17 protein-coding genes and 1 pseudogene are annotated in these 21,029 nt (G+C 37.8%); 6 read left to right on the top strand and 12 right to left on the bottom strand.

Annotated features, from left to right (window positions below; translation table 11 throughout):
* Positions 1-115 precede the first annotated feature (115 nt).
* The 6 genes from L655_RS0110705 to L655_RS0110680 all read right to left on the bottom strand — a co-directional run bounded on the left by L655_RS0110705 (position 116) and on the right by L655_RS0110680 (position 5,621).
* Positions 116-658 carry a hypothetical protein gene (locus L655_RS0110705; protein WP_024605032.1) on the bottom strand — a complete coding sequence of 181 codons (543 nt, stop codon included), beginning with the start codon at positions 656-658 and terminating at the stop codon, positions 116-118.
* Between the two features lie 2 nt (positions 659-660).
* Positions 661-852, bottom strand: coding sequence for a helix-turn-helix domain-containing protein (locus tag L655_RS0110700; protein WP_024605031.1), 192 nt, complete (start codon positions 850-852; stop codon positions 661-663).
* Between the two features lie 80 nt (positions 853-932).
* Positions 933-1,820, bottom strand: coding sequence for a hypothetical protein (locus L655_RS0110695; RefSeq protein WP_024605030.1), 888 nt, complete (start codon positions 1,818-1,820; stop codon positions 933-935).
* Positions 1,813-3,204 carry a tyrosine-type recombinase/integrase gene (locus L655_RS0110690; protein ID WP_024605029.1) on the bottom strand — a complete coding sequence of 464 codons (1,392 nt, stop codon included), beginning with the start codon at positions 3,202-3,204 and terminating at the stop codon, positions 1,813-1,815. Before L655_RS0110690 ends, L655_RS0110695 begins: the two co-directional genes overlap by 8 nt.
* Positions 3,205-3,642: 438 nt before the next feature.
* Positions 3,643-3,891, bottom strand: a complete 249-nt coding sequence (locus L655_RS0110685) for a hypothetical protein (protein ID WP_024605028.1) — start codon at positions 3,889-3,891, stop codon at positions 3,643-3,645.
* A gap of 92 nt (positions 3,892-3,983) precedes the next feature.
* Positions 3,984-5,621, bottom strand: a complete 1,638-nt coding sequence (locus L655_RS0110680) for a cyanophycinase (protein ID WP_024605027.1) — start codon at positions 5,619-5,621, stop codon at positions 3,984-3,986.
* A gap of 262 nt (positions 5,622-5,883) precedes the next feature.
* Between L655_RS0110680 and L655_RS01000000125465 the strand changes: the two are divergent.
* The 3 genes and pseudogenes from L655_RS01000000125465 to L655_RS0110665 all read left to right on the top strand — a co-directional run bounded on the left by L655_RS01000000125465 (position 5,884) and on the right by L655_RS0110665 (position 7,883).
* A pseudogene (locus L655_RS01000000125465) lies at positions 5,884-6,470 on the top strand (hypothetical protein).
* Positions 6,471-6,568: 98 nt separating this feature from the next.
* Positions 6,569-7,483 (top strand): zinc dependent phospholipase C family protein, encoded by a 915-nt coding sequence (locus L655_RS0110670; RefSeq protein ID WP_024605026.1) that lies wholly within the window; start codon positions 6,569-6,571, stop codon positions 7,481-7,483.
* A gap of 1 nt (position 7,484) precedes the next feature.
* The gene (locus L655_RS0110665; RefSeq protein WP_024605025.1) at positions 7,485-7,883 is read left to right on the top strand and encodes a hypothetical protein; all 399 of its coding nucleotides are present in this window, start codon (positions 7,485-7,487) and stop codon (positions 7,881-7,883) included.
* Positions 7,884-7,906: 23 nt separating this feature from the next.
* Here the strand turns inward: L655_RS0110665 and L655_RS1000000126975 are convergent, their stop codons facing one another.
* Both L655_RS1000000126975 and L655_RS0110655 read right to left on the bottom strand, forming a co-directional pair.
* Complete coding sequence (locus L655_RS1000000126975) at positions 7,907-10,177, bottom strand: EAL domain-containing protein (RefSeq protein ID WP_024605024.1); 2,271 nt, start codon at positions 10,175-10,177, stop codon at positions 7,907-7,909.
* Between the two features lie 126 nt (positions 10,178-10,303).
* The gene (locus tag L655_RS0110655) at positions 10,304-13,153 is read right to left on the bottom strand and encodes a UvrD-helicase domain-containing protein (RefSeq protein ID WP_024605023.1); all 2,850 of its coding nucleotides are present in this window, start codon (positions 13,151-13,153) and stop codon (positions 10,304-10,306) included.
* Between the two features lie 282 nt (positions 13,154-13,435).
* Here L655_RS0110655 and L655_RS0110650 point away from each other — a divergent pair, with 282 nt between their 5' ends.
* The 3 genes from L655_RS0110650 to L655_RS0110640 all read left to right on the top strand — a co-directional run bounded on the left by L655_RS0110650 (position 13,436) and on the right by L655_RS0110640 (position 15,776).
* Positions 13,436-14,173: a hypothetical protein gene (locus L655_RS0110650; RefSeq protein WP_024605022.1), complete on the top strand. Its 738-nt coding sequence runs from the start codon at positions 13,436-13,438 to the stop codon at positions 14,171-14,173.
* A 114-nt stretch (positions 14,174-14,287) separates the two neighbouring features.
* Entirely contained in the window at positions 14,288-15,211 is a 924-nt protein-coding gene (locus L655_RS0110645; protein WP_007580360.1) for a M14 family metallocarboxypeptidase, read from the top strand.
* A gap of 145 nt (positions 15,212-15,356) precedes the next feature.
* Complete coding sequence (locus tag L655_RS0110640) at positions 15,357-15,776, top strand: hypothetical protein (protein ID WP_010554021.1); 420 nt, start codon at positions 15,357-15,359, stop codon at positions 15,774-15,776.
* A gap of 25 nt (positions 15,777-15,801) precedes the next feature.
* Here the strand turns inward: L655_RS0110640 and ccoG are convergent, their stop codons facing one another.
* From ccoG to L655_RS0110620, 4 genes are all read right to left on the bottom strand, one after another.
* Positions 15,802-17,184, bottom strand: coding sequence for a cytochrome c oxidase accessory protein CcoG (ccoG, locus tag L655_RS0110635; RefSeq protein WP_010554020.1), 1,383 nt, complete (start codon positions 17,182-17,184; stop codon positions 15,802-15,804).
* Positions 17,185-17,329: 145 nt separating this feature from the next.
* Complete coding sequence (locus tag L655_RS0110630) at positions 17,330-18,748, bottom strand: sigma 54-interacting transcriptional regulator (RefSeq protein ID WP_024605021.1); 1,419 nt, start codon at positions 18,746-18,748, stop codon at positions 17,330-17,332.
* 93 nt (positions 18,749-18,841) lie between these two features.
* Positions 18,842-20,146 carry an AarF/ABC1/UbiB kinase family protein gene (locus tag L655_RS0110625; protein ID WP_024605020.1) on the bottom strand — a complete coding sequence of 435 codons (1,305 nt, stop codon included), beginning with the start codon at positions 20,144-20,146 and terminating at the stop codon, positions 18,842-18,844.
* 68 nt (positions 20,147-20,214) lie between these two features.
* Positions 20,215-20,769: a DUF1439 domain-containing protein gene (locus L655_RS0110620; RefSeq protein ID WP_002960677.1), complete on the bottom strand. Its 555-nt coding sequence runs from the start codon at positions 20,767-20,769 to the stop codon at positions 20,215-20,217.
* Positions 20,770-21,029 lie beyond the last annotated feature (260 nt).

Below are 21,029 nucleotides of genomic sequence, written 5' to 3'. Positions count from 1 at the left end.
ATCACTATCATTTGGAAAATAAGAAACATTAATAGGTCGCTAAGCTTTACAGGCGCTTCTGATTTAAGTAACTTAATTAACGCAAGCACGAATTGTTTGTAATTTTTAAAAGGGCTCATTCTTTTGACTCCTTTTTTGGCTGGTGTTTAGTCTGTAAACTTTCATCACCAGTATTTGAACTAGAAGCCTTTACAGTTGGCGCTGTATTGGCTTTTTCATTTTGGGTTTGTTGATTGTAGTAATCATCATTTGCAGCATTGCTCACTAAATTAGCTAATTCTGACTTTGCACTAACTGATTCAATAAAGGCTTTTGATTCTCTAAGTCGACCTTGCTTAGCCAGTTTATGAGAGTCACGTTTGTATTCACTTTTCCTCTCAGCTCTTGCTTTTTCATCATCAAGTTTTGAACCCGATTTATGCCTTGGGTCTAAGCTACGCGCAAAAATAACGCCTTTATCATTTGTATGGTTAATGATGTTCCAGCAATACGTACCCCCTCCCAAGCTTTGCAGCGGGCTACGTTGTCGACCATTAAAGGTGTGGGTTAATTCAGCTTCTGATACCTTATCTCTCTCTAAAAGCAATAAGAGTAATTTGTATGCTTGAGTATTTGGTTTAGGGATATAACAAGGGTTAAAATCATATAAATCTTTCATTGCTATACCTCCTTGCTCGCTAGCCAAGATTGAAGGTCAGAGCGCCTATAGATACAGCAACGGCTACTTATGCGGATTTGTTTAGGGAAGTTTGGATCTTGCTCAGCCAAACGCCACAATGTAGGCTTGCTTACACCGATATAAGCAGCCGCATCTTTTAAACGTAAATTTTCGTTTGAAATTGAATGGTTCATAATAAATCACCTGATTTGTTGTTGTTTCAGGTTTAGTATGATTTAACTAGATATTCAAAATAGGATCAAAAACGCGCGAGTCACAATAAACCTCTTTTTACTGGAAATAACGGAGCATGCTCCATAAAAACAAAGTCCATTTTTTTTATAGGTAACTCAATGACTCTTTTGTCTTCATCATGAGCTTTTTTATTATTTATAATGATGTCATATATTTTGTACTGACTAATTTTTATCGCATTTGTTACCCATTCAGGGTCTTTTATACAATAAAGTAGGTGAGGTACTTTGTTATATCCCGACAACTTTAGGCTCAGATAATAACCCTGTAATAAATGAATAACTTTTTTGACATCTTTAAAATCTCTTAGGTAAGGCTTAGCCATTTCATGCGCATCAATTCTTGCTCCCTGTAAACCTCGCAAACTATTATCCCTCCCACGAACAAAGTCAGCTTCAACATTAGTAAATATATTAGCCATTTTTTTAAACTCACCACTAAATGCGTCATCGGCCTTCAAACCATCTAAGTAATCCTTTTCTCTTTGACAATAAAAAGCAACATTACGAATAATATATTGATCGAAGGTAAAGTACTTTTTTTTATCTAATTTTAAAGCTTCTGTATAATCTTCATAAGCTTGCCAAAGAATCATTACTTTAGTTAGCTTTTTAGTTCCTTTTCTGAGACAAGAGTCGACCCTATCCCACTGTCTATTACTAGTGTGTTCTTCTAAAATAATATTAGATTTTTTTTTGATACGTAGAATGCCTAATTGACAAGCATCAATGAACTTTTCACGATTTATTTTGTTACTCGGATAAATAATCTGAGCTAGATATTCGATATTCATTTGCATTTTTTTCGGTATCAATAATTTTGGATTATAATAAGAAGGTAGAGCTTTATAGCTGTTGAACTTAAGCAAATTGTTATCCAAAAGTAATTTTATAGATTTTTCATCCATAGGTATTCCTTAAGATTGACATACTATTCCAATCACCGTTTATACTTTCTAACATACCAGCCGTGTCTTGTTCATCATGTCTTAAATAATTAGCCGCTATCATCGAACCATCTTTATGCCCAACTAAACCCGCAATGGTTAATACAGGCACACCACGCGCCACCAGCTCAGATATAAAGTTATGGCGGAACGAATAAAAATCTAATCCCTCTAACACTCCACCAAGCGCTTTAACCTGCTTCCAGTGTCTCAGGTGGGCTTTACGCTCTAAAGTTTTGTCAGTGCGATCTGATTTGAATATTAAGCCATGTTTAGCCTGTTCTTGTTGTGCTTCCCAGCTATCGAATACATGCTTTAACTCTCCAGTAACAGGAAATTTAATCTTTCGGCTGTTCTCTGCTTTTTTAGTTTTACTGGGTGTAAAAATTAGTGTGGTTTGGTCGTTGAACTGATTAAACAGTAAGTTTTCCCATTTCAAAGCGTATATGTCAGATGGGCGCATACCCGTTAAACGTGCAATATGGCAAAAAGGAATAAACCAGTGTGGGTAAGTTAAGTTATCTAAATTAATAAGGTGGCTTTTGCCGTGAGCTATGCTTGAGCGCCTCTGACGTTTTAACTTTTCAGAGTAAAGAGCTAAACCTGTGTATATTTGCTGTTTAACTTGATTGCTGAATATATCGCGCTGGTGGCTAAGCTTTTCATTATGCGCCTCTAGCTCATCTTGCTCTTTAATAGTTAAAGCTGGCAAGGTAATGCTTTTAATTGGATTAACTTTAAGAATAGGCTCACTTACACCTTTTAATGGTTGAGCAGCATAATTAAGCATAGCTTTGAACGCGCCAAAATCGCGAACTAAGGTAGAGCGCTTTATGCCTTTAGCCCTGCGTTTGTTATACCAATGTAAAATATCAGCGCTATTTAGCTTATCCATTTCACGGTTAAACAAGTGATCAAAATTATGTTTAATTACTTTTAATGTACCTGCGCCATACCGGTAGTTATCTAATTTATGCGGGGTATAGATTGCCTCAAAAAACTCACCTACTTTTAAATATACATTGGCTGCTTTTAGCTGTTCTTCTTCGCGTTGTGATTGCGCTAAGCCTTCTTTGTATGAAAGCGGATCGATGCCCTCTCTTAATTTAGCCTTCCATGAAATAGCCTCCGCTGCCGCTTGGCTTGGTTTTATGTTCGCGTCTGCTATTGTGGCTGTTCTGCGCTTTCCAAGTAAATCAGTGTAACGCAATCTCCATGCGCCACCATGAGAAAGCTTAAGATAGAAAAACCCTGAAATTTTGTTGCATCCTAACTGTTGTCGCGGTTTTGCACTTTTTTTAAATGTCGATAGTTTAGCTTGTGTTATTGAAGTTAAATCTGCCATATTGAACCCGAGCGTGTAGCCAATGTGTAGCCAGTACAACTTAATTTTTAGAAACTTGCTGAAATCACGAGAAGCTAAAATCAATTATAAACAAGAGTTTAAGATTGAATTTAACTTTAAATACAACAGCTAAAACCGTCATGGGGTGGCAGGGGTCGAGAGTTCGAATCTCTCCATACCGACCAATTAATACCTCTCTATCAAAAAGTTAAACTTCTCTTCAAAATATAGCCAAAACTTACCTGTGGCACTATCTTATTTATCAAAGCGCACTTAATAAAAAAGAATTTACCTATTAAACTTTGTGGTTTTTGAGTGGATTGTATTGAATTGTTATTAACTTGAAGTGGTCTTTGTGGAATCTATATGAAGCAATTTAATTTCAATTTATTGAAATTAAAATAAAAAAGCGCTCTAAGCGCTTTTTTTATTAAAGTACTAGTGCTTGCGCCCTACACCATTACGTACCAAGTCTTGCCCTGTTTGGAATACATCTTCTGTAATACCGCGCGCTAAAAGTAATTTTTGTTGGTCGTCAAACACGGCTACAAAACGACTACCATCACTATTGTTTGTTGCCATACCAACGCCCGAAACACCCTTAAGGCCAAGACCGCCGTTTTCTACATTTAATAAAAAGCTTTCTAATTCGGCTAGACTAGAAATTACATCATTTTCTTTATTCATTTTAACACTCTTTTAGTAAGGCTTTTAAATCATTATGGTGGCTATTTTATAGAGAAGAGCCAAAAACTTAAACCCTTGGCTCAGGTTAGTCACTAAATCGACTTTATAGCTAACTCTAAATTGCTTAGCGCACAACCAAACTCTTTTGCATTTACGCGATGATACTGTGTGTCACTCGTTGCTGTAAGGCTAATTATAAACTCGTCTTGTTGGGCTACCGCACTTTGCTCTTGGCTTAAACACATAGCTTGAGTAAGTGAACGCAGTTTTGAATTTGTTAAAATTGAGCCAAAACGCTGCACTGGCAGTGGAGGTATTTTTATAGCGGGTAACGCTTCATCTATTGTGCGTGCGCTTAAGGTAAACGTATTATTGGTAATTTCAATTACACTGCTTGTAGGCCAGTACGAATAGCTATAGCTCTTACTCCCAGGTTGGGCTTTACCTTGGTTAGCCAAATGCACTACACCACTTTTGCCTATTACGGTTATTAAACTACCTTCTGGCGATTTAATAACAACTAAGGCTGTATTTTCATCAATACCAAATCCATGTTGAATCTCTGTTTTAGTATTTTTCACTTCGTTTTTATTTAGCGCTGCTGCAAGCCTAAATGTACGGTTTTGTTCGCTAAATTGAGTATCTAGTACACCAAAGTTAAAACTGCCCAGCCCACCAGCATTAGTGTTATTTTCACTTTTACGAAGTGCCTCAAGGCTTGTCGTATTTGTAAGCATGCCCGTCACTTTACTTTGGATTGCAGCACCGGCTCCTTCACCTACAATTACTGGGCGAGTTTGCAATGCTTGCGTCCACGGGTATGGGTTATTGTTTTGATCAAATAATACCTTATGAGTTAATGCTGCATTACCGCTATTAAACATCACACCGGTACTATTTTTAATAAGTGATACAAGTGCATTAGGGCCATTTTTACATAAAGCGTATTCGGCCTTTGTGCGATTGGGATAAATCACTTCACGGTTATACACATTCATTAATGTATTTCTAAGCGCAGGTAATTCATCGCACGAGTTACTCGTAATCGCTTTAGCAAGTGCTGGCGTTAGTGCTAACCATTGAGTGTTTATATTTGATTGTGCCAAAAGACTTTGCGCTACATCTGCCGACTCATAAGGGTCGCGGCTCNAAGCCGTAATAGCAAGCATGGTGGGTTTTGCGTTATTAACTTTTAAACTGCCCGACACAAATTGTAAAATACTATTAGTCGCAACCTCATTATTAAAATCGGTATTTACTTGCTCTTTTAAACGCTCACCGTTTTTATTAAGTAGCGGTACTTCTAGCATATCAAATACAAAGTTGTACTCTTGCTGAGTTAGACTTTCTAATTGCTGATTATTTATATCGCGCCACTGCCAGAGTAAATCAGTTTTTGATACGCTATTTGACGATTTACTTTGTATGGCTTTAAGTGTTTTTAATACAGCCGTTTTTGCCTCAACATTATTATTAGGCCAATGCTGCGCGATGTTTTTTATTTGAGAGCTGCTAAGTGTATATAAATTATGTGACTTACCATCAATAACAGCCTCTTTTTGGCAATTATTAAGCTTGGCGCTAGTACAGGTAGTAAGCTCTGACCCCACTAAAATTAAAGTTTGGCTTTGCTCTTGAGCCACTGCATTTATTGAAAATCCTGCACCGACCAATGCCACTACCATACCCAGTAACTTCGGCTCTTGATCACGTAAAAATGCACATATCATAATGTAAACTCTAATATAAATAATAAAACTAATGTGCTGTAGTTTAACAGCTAGCCACTTGCGCCTAAATATATTTTTATAAATGTTAAATAATTCAAGTCTCTGAAAAACGTTCGGGTTGAGCACTGCATTTAAATACATTGTTTAGTTTACCCCTCTGTCTTTGTAAATATTATCTAAACAAATTTAAACGGAGCATTTATTGACCAATTTCATTGTTTAAATTACGGTGGTGAATCATTTTATGTAACTGGAGTGAAATATGGACTTCTCTAATGAAGAGGTAAATTTTTTTGCTGAGTTATTTAAGCCTAATAAAAAGTCACATGCTCACAACAGTCACGTTTTAACGTTACAAAGTTCAGTACCAGCCAATATTGCTCACTTACTTAGTAGTGCTAATTTAACCCTGCTCGCAGAAGTTGCACACTATCAGTTATGGTTTCCGTTGGACTTAAAAATTGATAGCGCCGGTATAATCAAACCTATTTTAAACGCCCTGAAGTAATAGACACACAAGGCACACTGCGCAGTTGGCGCTGGAGTGAGCTAAATATTAAAAGCCAAGGGTTTAAAATTGAATCAATATCAAACACGGGGATGTTTTTAAAACCCCTCCGAAAAGGTAACCATTTAAATAAATCGCAGCACATGGAATTTATTTTGCCTAACAAACAAAGTATTTCGATGGAAATAGAACCCGTAAGGCAAAGCACACAAGGTATAGCCGCTAAAATAACGCAAATCCATAGCGGTCAAGAGCAACTAAGAGCTTACCTATTTGAAGAGCATAAACGTCAACATGCTAAATTATACGAGAATGGCCAATTAGTTGAGCAGCTAATTTAATAGGTGTTTACCCCGCTATACTTGCATTTAGTTGGCTTTATTTAACCCCCTCTCAATGTTAATCTGTACCCTTATTAATAAATCATAAGGATATGACAATGCCAGGTGCTTTTGCGCACATCACTGCTGTTAATATTGCAACGCAAACCAAATCACTCGCTAAAATGGATATGCCTAAAAAAGCAAAGCTTATTTTAAGCCAACGCCAAGCATACCTTGAACTAGGCTGTGTAGCCCCCGATTATCCTTACTTAGCTGTAGCGCAGCCTAGCCAAAATGCGTGGGCCGACCTAATGCACTATGAGCACACAGGCGATTTACTTAAAGCCATGATTGAATACTGTAAAACACTTGAAGGTGAAGCATTTGAAAAGTGTTTTGCCTGGTTATGCGGTTATATGGCCCATGTTGCTGCAGATATAACAGTGCATCCGGTTGTTGAATTAAAAGTAGGCCCTTACGCGCAAAACCAAACGGCGCACCGTACCTGCGAAATGAATCAAGACGCGTTTATTTGGCAACGTTTAAACTTAGGTGAGTTAGGTTATGCTGACCGCGTGCAACAAAATATTGGATCTTGTACTAACAAAGACGATAATTTTGATACCGATATTGCAAAAATTTGGCGACATGCTTTATTAACGGTTCACCCAAGCTACGCAGCACAACACGCTCCTAACTTTAATTCATGGCATAACGGTTTTCAGCTTGTAGTAAATAATGTTGAAGAAAGCTATCGATTATTTGCCTGTGCACGCCATGTTGCTGCTGATTTAGGCTTGTTTTATCCTCGCCCAAACGAAGTAGACCCCACTTTTATTGAACAACTAAAAACGCCGCACGAGCCTATGCATTACAACGATATTTTTGACTTTGCCGTTAGTAACATTCAGCACTACATAACCATTATTGCCAATGCCATATTTTTAGTTACTGATTACAGTGCAATTAAAAATTGGAACCTAGATACAGGCTACGATGAACACAACACGATGACGGTATGGAGCAAATAAAATGAAACACTTACTTTGTATAAGCCTCATAGTATTACTTAGCGGTTGCTACACTCCTAAAAACAACAATCCAGAAGTGATGGCCGACTTAGCCTCACAATTAAAAGATATTGCTGCAGCCGTTGATGGCACACTAAAATTTAGTGAAACACCCTATTCAACAACTGATGAATTGTTAAAAGCTGCTGTTAATAACGATTTAAGCAAACTTGCACCCTTTGGGGAATACACGCTTATTGTAAACGTACAAGATGATAACGCAGTGCTACTTTTATGTGATGCCAATACTGCTTTAATTGAAGATGCAGGCTGTACTGCTCAATCAGATATACAGCATTGGGGAGCAGGAGTTATTCATCAGTGCAAAATAACTATAAACGCCCAACAGCTCTGTAACTAGGTAGTAAAATACCTGCTATACATTTAAAGTTGAGCCGTCATCTCTTTGGGGTTAAACACTAAGCCATGGAGGCTAACATGCTCTGCAAAATTTTCGGCTGACATTGGTTTCGCAAAGTAAAAGCCCTGAAATTCTTTACACCCCATTTGCGCCATTATTGCTACTTGCTCTTGGGTTTCTACTCCTTCGGCTACACACTTAATATCAAGCTCTTCACACATAACGTGCACCGCTTTAACTAAACTTTTTTGACGCGTAGAACTTGTTACTTGACTGATTAATGAGCGATCTAACTTAAGTTTGTTAATAGGGTAATCGGCAAGGCGTGCAATATTAGAATACCCCACTCCAAAATCATCAACCGAAATAGTAAAACCCCACGATTGCAGTGTTTGCATAAGCTTTAGCGAATGCGCTTGGTTTGCCTCAAGAGAGGTTTCAGTCAGTTCTAACTCTATTTGAGGTGGCTTTACGTTGAAGTCGGCAAGGTATTTAACCAGTTTTGACATAAAATCGGTTTGGCTAAAATCAATTAGAGATATATTTATTGCCACCGGCACACTCGGTAAACCCGCCTTAGTCCAATTGGCAATTTGAGCGCAGACTTTTTGAATAATCAGATCGGTTAACCTACTGACCATTCTGTATTCTTCAGCAATAGGAATAAATACCACTGGCGACACATTACCTAGTATAGGACTGTTCCAACGCGCTAAAGCTTCAAGCCCTATACATTTACCCGTTGCATCTACTTTAGGTTGATAGTGTACCGACAAATCGCCCTGCTGAAGCGCTTCGTCTAATAACATCGAAATTTCGTATTTTTCGATAAAAGCTTGTGATTGCTTTTCGTTATAACCACTTAGAGGCATATTACAGTTTGCAACTTTAAGTGCTTCGCACGCATTACTAAGTACTGTTGTGCTGTTTTTTCCGTGATCAGGATACTTTGCAAAACCAAATAAAAATGATTGCTGACACTTAGTGCCAAACACATTATAAGTTTTATCTAATGTATTTTTTATTTGCATTAATAGCTTATCTTCAAGCTCGTTTTGCGAGTTTGCGCCAATTATAAAAGCAAGCTTTCCTACTCCTATATGGGCACACAACAACGGCCCATCTGCCATCGCCTTTAAACGCTTATACGCGTTAATAAGTAATGCTTGAGAGTCGGCTTTAGTGAGCTTTAAATTTAAGTATTCACTATTTGCACTTTGGGTAACAACGATAAAAAAACCTTTTTGGTATTTGCTTGTTAATCTGTTGCATTGCAGCTCAAACCATTCTCTATTGGGGAGTTTTGTTTGCGAGTCTCTAAAGCGTAAACGTTTATTTTCTTGTTCCATCATCGATAAGTTTTGTTTAATGAGCTGCTCTTGCGTGCAATCGTAAAAGTCGTATACACGGTAGTTTGTACTCATTGTTATTTGCTGGTAGCAGGCTTTAAAATAGCTTTTTTTGTACTTCACAATTTTATTTTGAGCATTAGGGGCGTCAAAAACTAAAGTAGGAAATAAATGAGAAAGGTTAACGCATTCTTCTTTTAATTCTTTTTTTATACCAAACATATCAATAGCGTGTTGATTAAAATCAGTAATGACAAGGTTTTCGTCAACAATAATTTTGGCTTTATTTGATTCGGTGAACAAGCTTCGATAAAGCTCATTTTTATCTTTAAGGTGTGTATTAGCGCTTATCATTGTTTTGTTTAAACGCTTAGCAGCCACAATTGTGCGTGCCACAGCAAGGGGAATACAAATGTTAAAAAATAAGAATATAAGCCCTGTAATGTATAAGCTGGCATCGGGAAGTTGTTGAGCAATGCCAGTTAAGCCCGATACATCAACGTTATTGATAATCATATAAAACGGTACAATATTTAATACGCCATAAGCAAGGGCTGTTCTATAACCAAGGAGCATAAGTGCGATTATTGGGCAGGAATACATATACATAGAGCCCACTTTAGCAAGCTCTAGGTCTGTTAAAAATAAGTTCATTGACACGCTAGCAGCTACAATGGCTATTAAAAGTACATGAGCGCTGAAGTGATAAAAACGCTTACTTGCTATAAGCAAACCGCATACAGTCGCAAAAAAACTGCTTGTTAATACAACAATATAAATTAAGTTAAACTCAATAGCGCTTGCGTACGTGTGGCACACCACAGCAAAACATAACACCATTACTAATGATAGAATAATGCGCAGTGCACTTACTCGCCAATTAGCAACCTGATCAGGGGCTGAATAGTGATCGTTTAATAAAAAGAACCTATTGAAAAAATGCATAATAAACAACAGTTAAAGCTCATTCTTCTATTAGACATTGATAACTTGTTAAAATCAATCAAATGAATATAATTTCTATTTACATTGTTCTATAAAATAGACAGGTGTAAACCTGCTCGTTAGCCGTTAAACATTCATTTTTCGAGTGTTTTTACAGTTATCCTCTTTAAGCGCGAAACCACTGCATCCTAAAAATTCACCGTGCTTAGATTTTCGTTTACGCATTTCGCGACCACACTTTTCACAAATTGGATGCTGCGTTTTACACTCTGTATTCACACATTGTGAATACGTGCTTTTATCAACCGATGGGCTACTACAGCTTTTACACACTCGTAGTTTAGTTTCGCAAATCTGCGTATTAGTACAGCTATAATAATCACCATACTGACCCGTTTTTGGCACAATTAATCCGTCGCTGCACGTATTACACTCTCTTTGCTTTAGTTGCGACTTGTTAAACAACGTGGAGCCGATTTGAATAGGATAATCGTCATTTACTAGTTCTTTTACAAACGCTGAGCATGCATAAGGGTCTGCAATTAAATACGCTTTATTTTTTGCGCGCGTAATACCTACATAAAGCAAACGCCTTTCTTCTGAGTGAGTGAATTCATCTTGCTCTGGTAATAACGACTCCACCAGCACGTTATTTTGATTATCGCTAGGAAACCCTAATTTACCTTGTTCAAAACCAATAATAATACAGTAATCGGCTTCAAGCCCCTTAGCGCTATGCAATGTCCAAAAATAAAGAGGGTTTGTATGCTTTTTATCTTTTAAATGCTGCTGCACGCTATTTAACATGTATCGGTATCGACTAAGTATGGCAATACTCGCTGATGCATCGTTTTTTTGAATAGTGCTTATGCTCTGCTGTACTTTTATTTCTATCGATTTAGTGCCTTGGTATAAATCGTCTAACAAAATAACTTGTGGTGTGGTTACTTGCGTATGTGTGCTGATCTGCTTTTTATATTGCTCAGGGTTTTGCATTACAAAGCGCCCCGCTACATCACTAATACTATTGTTATATCTAAATGTTTTTTGCAACATAGTAAGTGAGTGGCTGCCCACTAATTCATTAAAGCGTGTAGTAAGCGCTAAATTACCACCCGAGAACCGATAAATTGCTTGCCAGTCATCACCTACCGCAGTAAAGCGTATTCCGTTACCATATTTTAATATCGCATTTAAAAAGCCCATACGCGCACTTGATATATCTTGAAACTCATCAACTAAAATGTGGCTCCACGGAATATTAAAGTCTCCGCTTACTATCGCCTTTGTCGCTTGAATAATCATGTCGTCAAAATCAATGGCATTTTGCGTGCTTAGTTCATTTATATAGGCGTCATGAATTTGCACTAACAAGTTTGCATATTGTTGATAGTTTTTAATACCACTTTGCTTGATGCGCTGCGCTATTTGCTTATTACTTAGTTGCTCCACTCGAATAGCTTGTAAGCATTTTATGTACTTATCAATGCCTTGCTGTAACTGCCCTGGGTTATTTAAAGTATGAAATATTTCGTCGTTACTCATAGGTGTTAATTCAACATTATGCTGCTTTAATTGCTTTGCGAGAGTTTGCTCTAGCTTTCCTTCTACCCAGTTGTAATGAAAGGTCTCGAGTAAAGTGGTGCCATTTTTTTTATGTAACTTACGCTTAAGTGCAATTTGCTCGTTATAGTGTTTTTTATCTATATCGGCACGAGTATTCCCTTGCCTATCAATGCCAAAGTGCTCTAAGTAAATATCGTATTGAGGTATATAAAAGTCTGGTTGGTATTGCCCACTTAGCTCTGCGCCTTGATTAAAGTGATAATTCACCTCATAACTGTGCGCCACGCAATTCAAATGTAGCCAGTTTGAAATAAGCACTTCCTGATAACTTTTTACTTTATGACCCGCAAGGCTACGGTATTCGTTATCGCGTACGTATCGCTCGTACTGTGCATTATCTTTAAAGCTAAATATATCAATCGGCTCATGGAGTAAATCTACAAATGCTTTTAAAAACTGTGGCTCGGTTTGTATTTTTTTACTTACCCACCCAGTTAACCAACTATTTAATTGAACTGGGTCGGTTGCAAATTTTGACAACTCGATTGGCTTTTTAGCACTTTGTAATAATTTAAGCCCAAGCGCATGAAACGTTAAAATAGTGGGTACTTTGGTATGCAAGTTTGCATGCGTGGCGCGTTTAATAAAGCGCTCTTTAAGCTCCTTTGCTGCTGTTTTATTATAGGCCAGCACCAAAATTTGCTCAGGCTTGGCAATATTGCATGCTATTAAATCTAAAGACTTTGCTACCATCACAGATGTTTTACCTGTGCCTGCTGCCGCTAATACTAAATTTTTATCGTTATCGCGTATTACCGCTAAGCGCTGCTCTGTTGTTAATGGATTTGACTCTACTTGATTAAAAAAGTCATTTTTAAGAGTTAGTTGTTTTTTTTCATATTTATGGCGCAACTGTGCAATTGCATCGTGAGTATTGGGTGTAGTGCTCAGTATATTTAAAAATTTAATACTACTTGGCGATAAGTGCTGTTGCCACACACTTGTACTTTTAGCGTACTGCTTGGTAAGCAAAAATACATCATTATTAAGTGTTTTTATGGAACTATCACGTAAAAACTCATCTAAAGCATAGCGCTTGAGCGAAATCTTTGCGTTATTTACCTTTTGCTCAAGCAGGGCTGAAAACCGCGTGTTAAGGGCCGTATTTAAAGCGTTCGCTTGTGATTTGTTTAAAAAGCTAATTGATGTATTACTACTGTCGCACAAATTAATTTTGCCGCTAAATAAACGGTTTTTAAATATTGAGTAATTATAAAAGTCTTTAATTAAAAATGTCCATGCGGGAGCACCTCTAAAATGCACAACAAGGCGCTCTTGTTCAATAGCTACGTGTTTAATACGGGTAAAAAAACGGCCTAGCCAACTTGGAGTAGCAATATACTGCGCCATAATACTCAATATGAAGATATGCTTTACCTTAATTGTAACATACTCTTTTGTAATACATTTAGCGCTAAATCGATGCTTACTTAGTAAACAATTTCATTGGTAAGTTAGTTTTTAAACCTGGTGGTTAATACTTTATTTACAACCATTAACAAATTTAAACATTTATAGATAGCTTGTTGTGTAACAATGCACATATACAAACTTACACTTCATATAATTGTTAGGTATATCCCCAATTAAACAATTATTTACAGCCTAATTAAGTGGTTTAAAGGAGCTAACATGCTTAAAAAATGCATTACCACAACGGCTTTAATTTTAGCATTATGCGCTTGCACGTCAGAAACAGAGTCGGATTTAGTAAAAACACAAGGTATTTGGGCAGGTTTTGAACTAGTTTCTGACGGTAACCGCACGCGTGTTAACGCAGAACTAAATGCAGGCGATGCTAATGGCTCTAACATTGTTTTAAGCGATAGCGACTCATTACAAGCTGTTGTTAATAGCACTGCTATTGTACTTACAAAAGATACCGACTTTTTAGACGTTGATTACCAAGCGTATATAAATGCCACTGACGATAACCAACAGTTTGATATAAAATTTAAACGAGACGATGGCATAAATGCTAATTCGAGCGTGGAGTTGCCTTTAAATTTTATTATTTTAACCCCGAGTAACAATCAAAATTTTGATATTAATAGTCCCCTTACAGTTCAGCTAGATGGCACTGATCCTAATAGTACTAGCCAAGTAGAACTTAGCAGTAGCTGCACTAACAATAATAATGAAACACTTTTACAATCAACGCTTTTTGCGCTTAACACTTCGCGCCTTGAAATAAATCTGCAAAGTTTAGATATGTTTAGCAGCTCGCAAGTAGATCAAGGTAAAACGTGTGATTTAACAATTAGTGTGAAACGCGATCGATTCGGTAGTATTTCGGGTGAATACGCAAACCAAAGCTATATTAAATCCCAGCAATCGCGCGCTATAAAAAATATGACTTTAACGTTTTAATTTGCACGCTAATTTACTCAGCGTTAAGCTACGCCTTTATTAAGTAACTCTACCAATTGTAATTGCCCTCCTTATTTATAGGAAAGCTAATAACAATTGATATAAAGGTTTATTATGACTAACAGCACATACCCTATTGGCACACCTGGCAAAAAATGGAATGACAACGATAAAGCCCAGTGGTTAACACGCCAAAACATTAAACGCAGTTACCAAAACGAAGTCGTAACGCTAATTAATGACCTTAAGAGCACCTTAGATATAGAGCAATACGGCGAGCTTAATTACACCGCTGGCACTTACCCATTATATATATTAAAAACGCCTAACTTTAATGCTAATAAACCAACTGTTTTAATCACCGGTGGTGTACATGGCTACGAAACCAGTGGCGTACATGGCGCACTTAGGTTTGCTAAAACATCGGCTATGCAATATTGCGAACAGTTTAATATTATTGTTGCCCCCTGCATTAGTCCTTGGGGATATGAGACTATAAACCGCTGGAACCCAGACGCTATTGATCCTAATCGCTCATTTTACGAGGGCAGCCCAGCTCAAGAATCAGCCGCTATTATGGCGTTTGTAAAATCATTAGGTACTGACTTAATCGCTCATATTGATTTACACGAAACAACAGATAGCGATAACAGTGAATTTAGACCCGCACTCGCTGCGCGTGAAGGCACTACAAATACTAACTGGAACATACCTGACGGGTTTTATTTAGTTGCAGATACCAAAAAGCCTGAGCCGGAGTTTCAAAAAGTCATTATAGAAAGCGTTGCAAAGGTAACTCATATTGCACCGAGCGATGAAAATAACCAGCTAATAGGCGTACCTCAAGAGCAATTTGGCGTGATTAACTATGCAGCACGCGATTTAGGTTTATGTATGGGCTTTACTGATGCACCCTATGTAACTACTACAGAAGTGTACCCAGATAGCCCAACAGCCACCGATGAAGAATGTATTTTGGCACAAGTAGCCGTTATAACGAGCGCGCTAAATTACATTACAACCTCTACAAAAGATTAACCACTGTTCAAGAGCGGGTACTCATTAAATTAAGTACCCGCCAAAAAAAAGAAACAACCTGATAACAAAAGACAACCCAAAAGAACTGGTTTTATTGGATTTAAAGGTATAAGGTTAGCCTTCCCTCAAATTCAAGGAGTATACATTGGGGTTTAAAAACAAATATGGACAGGTAAGCCTCTATACTGAAAATAACGTTGTTATCGCTCACTTTTCGGGATACATCACCTCAGGGCTTCTTCGTGCGTTTAAAATTGAACTATGCGAAAAAATAAAGTCACTCAAAAATCAGCCTTGGGCCTATATTAGTGATTCTTTTGATGTTTTGGCTGCAACGCCTGAGGCAGAAAAAGAAATGATAGATATTAGCCATTTAATGAAAGCAAACAACTGCCTAAGTAGCGCGTTTGTACTCACATCAGCTATCGCTATAAATCAAATGAAGCGCATTTTAGAGTGTGCAAAAAGAAACGTTAATTTTAGTGAGTGCATATTTACCGATTTAGATAGCGCTAAACAGTTTGTTTCTCACAACTTAAAAAGTAAGCAAGGCCAACTGATATAAAATAATTGACCTTGCTTTATCAATCTTAGTTTTTGTAAAACTGACTATCTTTGGTTATCGTAATGCTGCCGTTTTCTTGCGCTGTTACAATAAATTGTAACTTACTCACTTTACGCTCAATATTGTAACCATCGGCTGTTACAGTAACGGGGACTCTTTTCATCGCACCCGGTTGTACAAGCGTAGATCTCGGACTTGAGAGCGTTGCTCCTGGTAAACCCTCTATGGCAATACTGTAATGCAGTGCTTGCTGCGTTTTATTAATAATAGTAAGTGTATAAGGGTTTTCTACAAGGCCCTCGTAGTTAACTCTATAAAGCGCATTCCTATCGCGTAGTACTGAGGCTTCTATTGGTGTACGTTGCAGCATCCATGCAAACATCGAAATGATTAACAAAGCCGTTAATGCGCCGTACCCTACTAGCTTTAACCTAAATGGATTGGTTTTTTTACCTTCCATTTGTTTTTCGCTAGCGTATTTAATTAAGCCTTTTTCGTAACCAAATTTTTCCATGGTATCGTCGCAGGCATCAATACATAAGCCACAGTTTATACATTCATATTGCAACCCATTTCGAATGTCTATTCCTGCAGGGCATACCTCTACACATAAGTTACAGTCTACACAGTCACCTAAGTTAAGCTCTTTTGGATCAGCTTTGCGTTTACGTGGTCCTCGGCTTTCACCTCGCTCGCTATCATATGTAACAAGTAACGTATCTTTATCAAACATAACAGCCTGAAAACGAGAATAAGGGCAAGCAATTGTGCACATTTTCTCGCGTAAAAACCCTGCATTTCCATAAGTACAAAAAGCGAATAAAAACACCCAAAAGCTGGTTATACCTGACCACTCAAACGTAAGCATTTCCATATACAAACTTTTTGCTGGAATAAAATACGCCATAAACGAGGTGGCGGTTAAAACTGAAATAACAATCCATGCACTGTGCTTAGTTATTTTTTTACGCCAAGTGCTTAGCGTCCACTGTGATTTATCTAATTTAATTCGCTGATTTCGAGTGCCTTCTATGCGTTGCTCTACCCACGAAAACATGAGCATCCATATAGTTTGCGGGCACGTATAACCACACCAAACCCGACCAAGCCAGTTAGTTACAAAAAATAATGCAAAAGCCCCCACCATAAATAGTAGGGCTAAAATCATAAAATCTTGAGGAAGGAGTGTTAGACCAAAAATAGTAAAAGTTTGCGTTGCCACATCAAGCAGCACAGCTTGTTGTCCGTTATATTGGATCCACGGTATTGCAATAAAAGTTAGCATTAACAGCCAACCTAAATTACGGCGTATGCGCTGAAAAAATCCTTTTTGCTCGCGGATATAAATTGGCCCTTCGGTGTTATAGGGCTTAATGATCATGTCTTCTTCTTTAATATCAAACTTCATAGTACTTGCTTCATAATGACGGGTATCATGCAAGTATTTGCAACTTTCAGACCAAGCTGAAACTTTACTTAAATCATTGATATTAAACATTTTGTTTCAACGAAGTAAAATAAAATTCGCGATATTAAACGCGCTGCGCGATATATCACGAATTTTTAGAAATCCCTAACTTTCGCATTTTTGAGCGTAGTGTACTCTCAGGTAAGCCCAATTTAACTGCTGCCCCTTTATCACCCGATATTTGCCAGTGCGATAACGCGAGAACAGAGGTTATATGCTGCTTTTGGGCTTCATCAAGCGTAAGTGAAGGGTTAATAACTACTTCACCACCCGCTTGCAAAGGCTGACTTAGCTGAAGTATCGCTTGATTAGATAAAATAGCTTCGCGTTCAAGTACATTTTGCAGCTCTCTAATATTGCCTGGCCAATTGTAGGCTTGCAGCTGCGTAATTGCTTTTTTACTTAGCCCTTTTAAGTGTTTACCCAGTCGTTTATTTATCTGCGCAATTAAATTAGCGCATAAATAAGGAATATCTTCTTTTCGATCTTTAAGGGCGGGTACTTTTATAGGAAATACATTAAGCCGATAGTACAAATCAATTCTAAACGTGCCTTTTTGTACCATTTCCCACAGGTCGCGGTTAGTCGCTGCAATCACTCTAATATTTACTTTTAGCGTATTGCTGCCACCTACACGTTCAAACTCTTGTTCTTGCAGGACTCTAAGTAGTTTACTTTGCGCCTCAAGGGGAAGCTCTGCTATTTCATCTAAAAACAAGGTGCCTTTATCAGCAAGTTCAAAACGCCCTTTACGGCGTTCATTTGCACCTGTAAACGCGCCTTTTTCATGGCCAAACAATTCCGACTCTAGCAAACTTGGGGTAAATGCGGCGCAATTTACTTTTATAAAGGCTTGTTCGCTACGCTTGCTTAGTCGATACAAATTACGGGCTACTAATTCTTTACCCGTGCCATTTTCGCCAAGTATAAGCACTGTGCTGTCGGTTTCACTCACCAGTTTTATTTGATCTAACATGGTTTGAAATATATGACTTTGTCCAACTAGCCCTGAGTCTTGCCAATCTTCGTTAAGTTCTGCAATTAAGTAGTTGTTTTCATCTTTGAGCTGCTCACTTAAATGATTTACTTGCTCAAGTGCCTCTTGCAAAGCATTTTGTGTTTGTTGTTGCAGTGATATATCGCGAAATACCGCTACAGCACCAATTAACTCATCATTTTTATAAACAGGTGTTGAGGTGTATTCCACTGCAAATGAGCTACCGTCTTTACGCCAAAAAACTTCATTTTTAACTTCACGACGTTTTCCGTCAAACATGGTGCAATATATTTGGCATTCATCAGCGGGATAAGGTGTGCCATCAGCATGAGTATGGTGATGATATTGGTGTATTTTTTTACCTAATAACTCGTCTGCTCGCCAGCCTGTCATGCGCTCAGCGGCAGGATTAACAAACACCGCATTACCCGACAGGTCAAAACCGTATATGCCCTCACCTACTGCGTTTAGCAATAATTTAGGATCGTTTAAAAATTGTTTTATCATAAATGCACCTCGCGAAATATCGCGAGCATTATGGCAATTTTATACATTAAGTGCACTCATTACTTAAAATGCACTTACGTGTAAATTAAAACGCTATAAATAGTGCTTAAATAGCGTTTTTACATCTATTTTTGCACCTAGCCTTGCGGCAATTAAATAAAGTCCTGCAAGTTTTCGGTGAATAAACAGCGCATCAACGGGCGGTGTATGCCATTGCTGAGATTGCCCACTAAGAGCAAGCCCTGCATTTTTAATTTTGAGCGCGAGTTCGCTGTTTTTAAAATCAAATTTTCCTTCTGCTCTTAGTGGCTCGCACGCCATTAAGAATAAATCAATGACGTTGTTTTTATACTCATCAACTAAGTCATTTTTAAAATAACCAATATGTGAAGCCGCTTTAAGTACACCTTCTCTGTTGTTTTCACTACCCGCTTTAAATAAAGCTAAATACGCTAAACTAAGCTCTGTTGATATTTCTCGGGTTGCACCAAAATCAAATAAAACAATTTTTTGTGTATCAAGCTGATAATGAAAATTGGCAAAGTTAGGGTCGGTTTGAATTAATTTAAATTCAAACATTTCTTTAAAAAACAAATCAATAAGTTGCTCTGCAACAAAGCTTTTTTGACTATCAGGTAGCTGTGTAATGCTCTCAATGGGCTCTGCTTTTATATATTCCATAGTAAGTACTTGTTGTGTGCTGTGCTCTGGATATACGTTAGGCACTTTAAAGTGGGGATTAGTTGCTAGTGCATTTTTATAACGTATTAAGTACTGAGCCTCCCGCTTATAATCAGCCTCGGCTAATAACTGCGCTTTAGCCTCACTAATAAGTGGTTTAATATTAAGATCTTTTGGCAATAATCGAGAAATCGTTAATAAAGAAATAACGTTATCGACATCACTTACTACACTTTTTGCAATACCAGGGTATTGAATTTTAACAGCCAGTTGCTCACCATTCTCCTTGTAAGCTAAATGAACTTGCCCTATAGAAGCCGCTGCAAAAGGTCTTAATTCAATATGAGAAAAACGCGCTAGCCACTCATCCCCCCATTGCTCTTTTAACACTTCAACAAGCTGCTTATGAGGCATTGGATTCGCGTCTGAGCGCAGTAAAGCAAGTAACTGAGACAATTCAGGACTAAGTAAATCACCGGCATCCATTGAAAGCAATTGCCCGAGCTTCATTGCGGCGCCACGTAAATGAGATAGCTGTATAGCTAGTTTTTCAATGTTTTTAGGTTGTAGCAGTAAGCTTTTATTGTCCCAACCTTTACCTGTTAGCGCGCTCTTAGCGCCATCAACTAACATGTTGGTAGCAACACCTGTGGCAAGTGAGCCTAATTTTGCAAAGCGAGAAAGCCTAGAAGTGGGAACAGTACGAGGAGCCGCCATAATATTAAAACCTAATTAGCCTGAAAGTCAGGCTAATTAATACGTATATTATAAGTAGGTAGATCTACTTATAGACGAGGTACTAGCTTAATTGCACCTTCAACCACTTTCATATCAAGTGGAAGCTTACTAAGTAGCATCATTTTAGGGTCATCCATATTTAGAGTATAAACAGGGTTAACCGCTAAAAAAGCATTAATCACATCCATTGCTTGGCTATCAAGTGCACCTAAATTACCTTTGAAACCACCGGCATCAACACTCGAATCAAGTAATTTAATATTACGTAAAAACACCGCTTTTTTCTCACTGTCGTAAAATGGGCTACCTTCAATTTGTAGCTTTAAACGCACTGGGTATTTAAGTGCGAATGCATTAATTTCAGCGCTTGAATCAGCACCAAGAACAACAACGTCGCGGTTATCAGGCCCAATATTTACGCTCAAATCATTTACATCAAACTGAACTGGCAAACCCATTAAGCTTACTTTTTCACTTAACTTTGGTAATTGCTTACCCAGTACAGACTCAACCTCAGAGTTAGTAAATGAATATACTGATATGCCTTGCGTGGTATTACAGGCAGTTAAAAATAACGCTGCAATAATAACTAAAATTCTCATGAGAACCCTTTTGTTTATAAATTAGTGGTACATAAAAAAGCCGCTATTAAAGCGGCTTATTAAAATAGTAACCAGCATATATTACGCTGGTTCTAGGGCGTGTTGACCTTTGTGGATTGAAATTTGTTCAATCTAGGGTCGATTTAATCGCGGCGTGAGGTTTGTAACCTAGCGGGCTAAGTCAAAACCGAGCAACAAAGAGTTAATCGTCCCTAGAAAGAACCCAAAGGGCAGCGCATGTTTGGCATTTATGCTGCGTT

The organism is Pseudoalteromonas sp. TAE79 (genome assembly GCF_000498015.1).
Classification (GTDB): domain Bacteria; phylum Pseudomonadota; class Gammaproteobacteria; order Enterobacterales; family Alteromonadaceae; genus Pseudoalteromonas.
The sequence above is the reverse complement of the archived record's forward strand: the minus strand, read 5'-3'. Positions and strand labels throughout refer to the sequence as shown.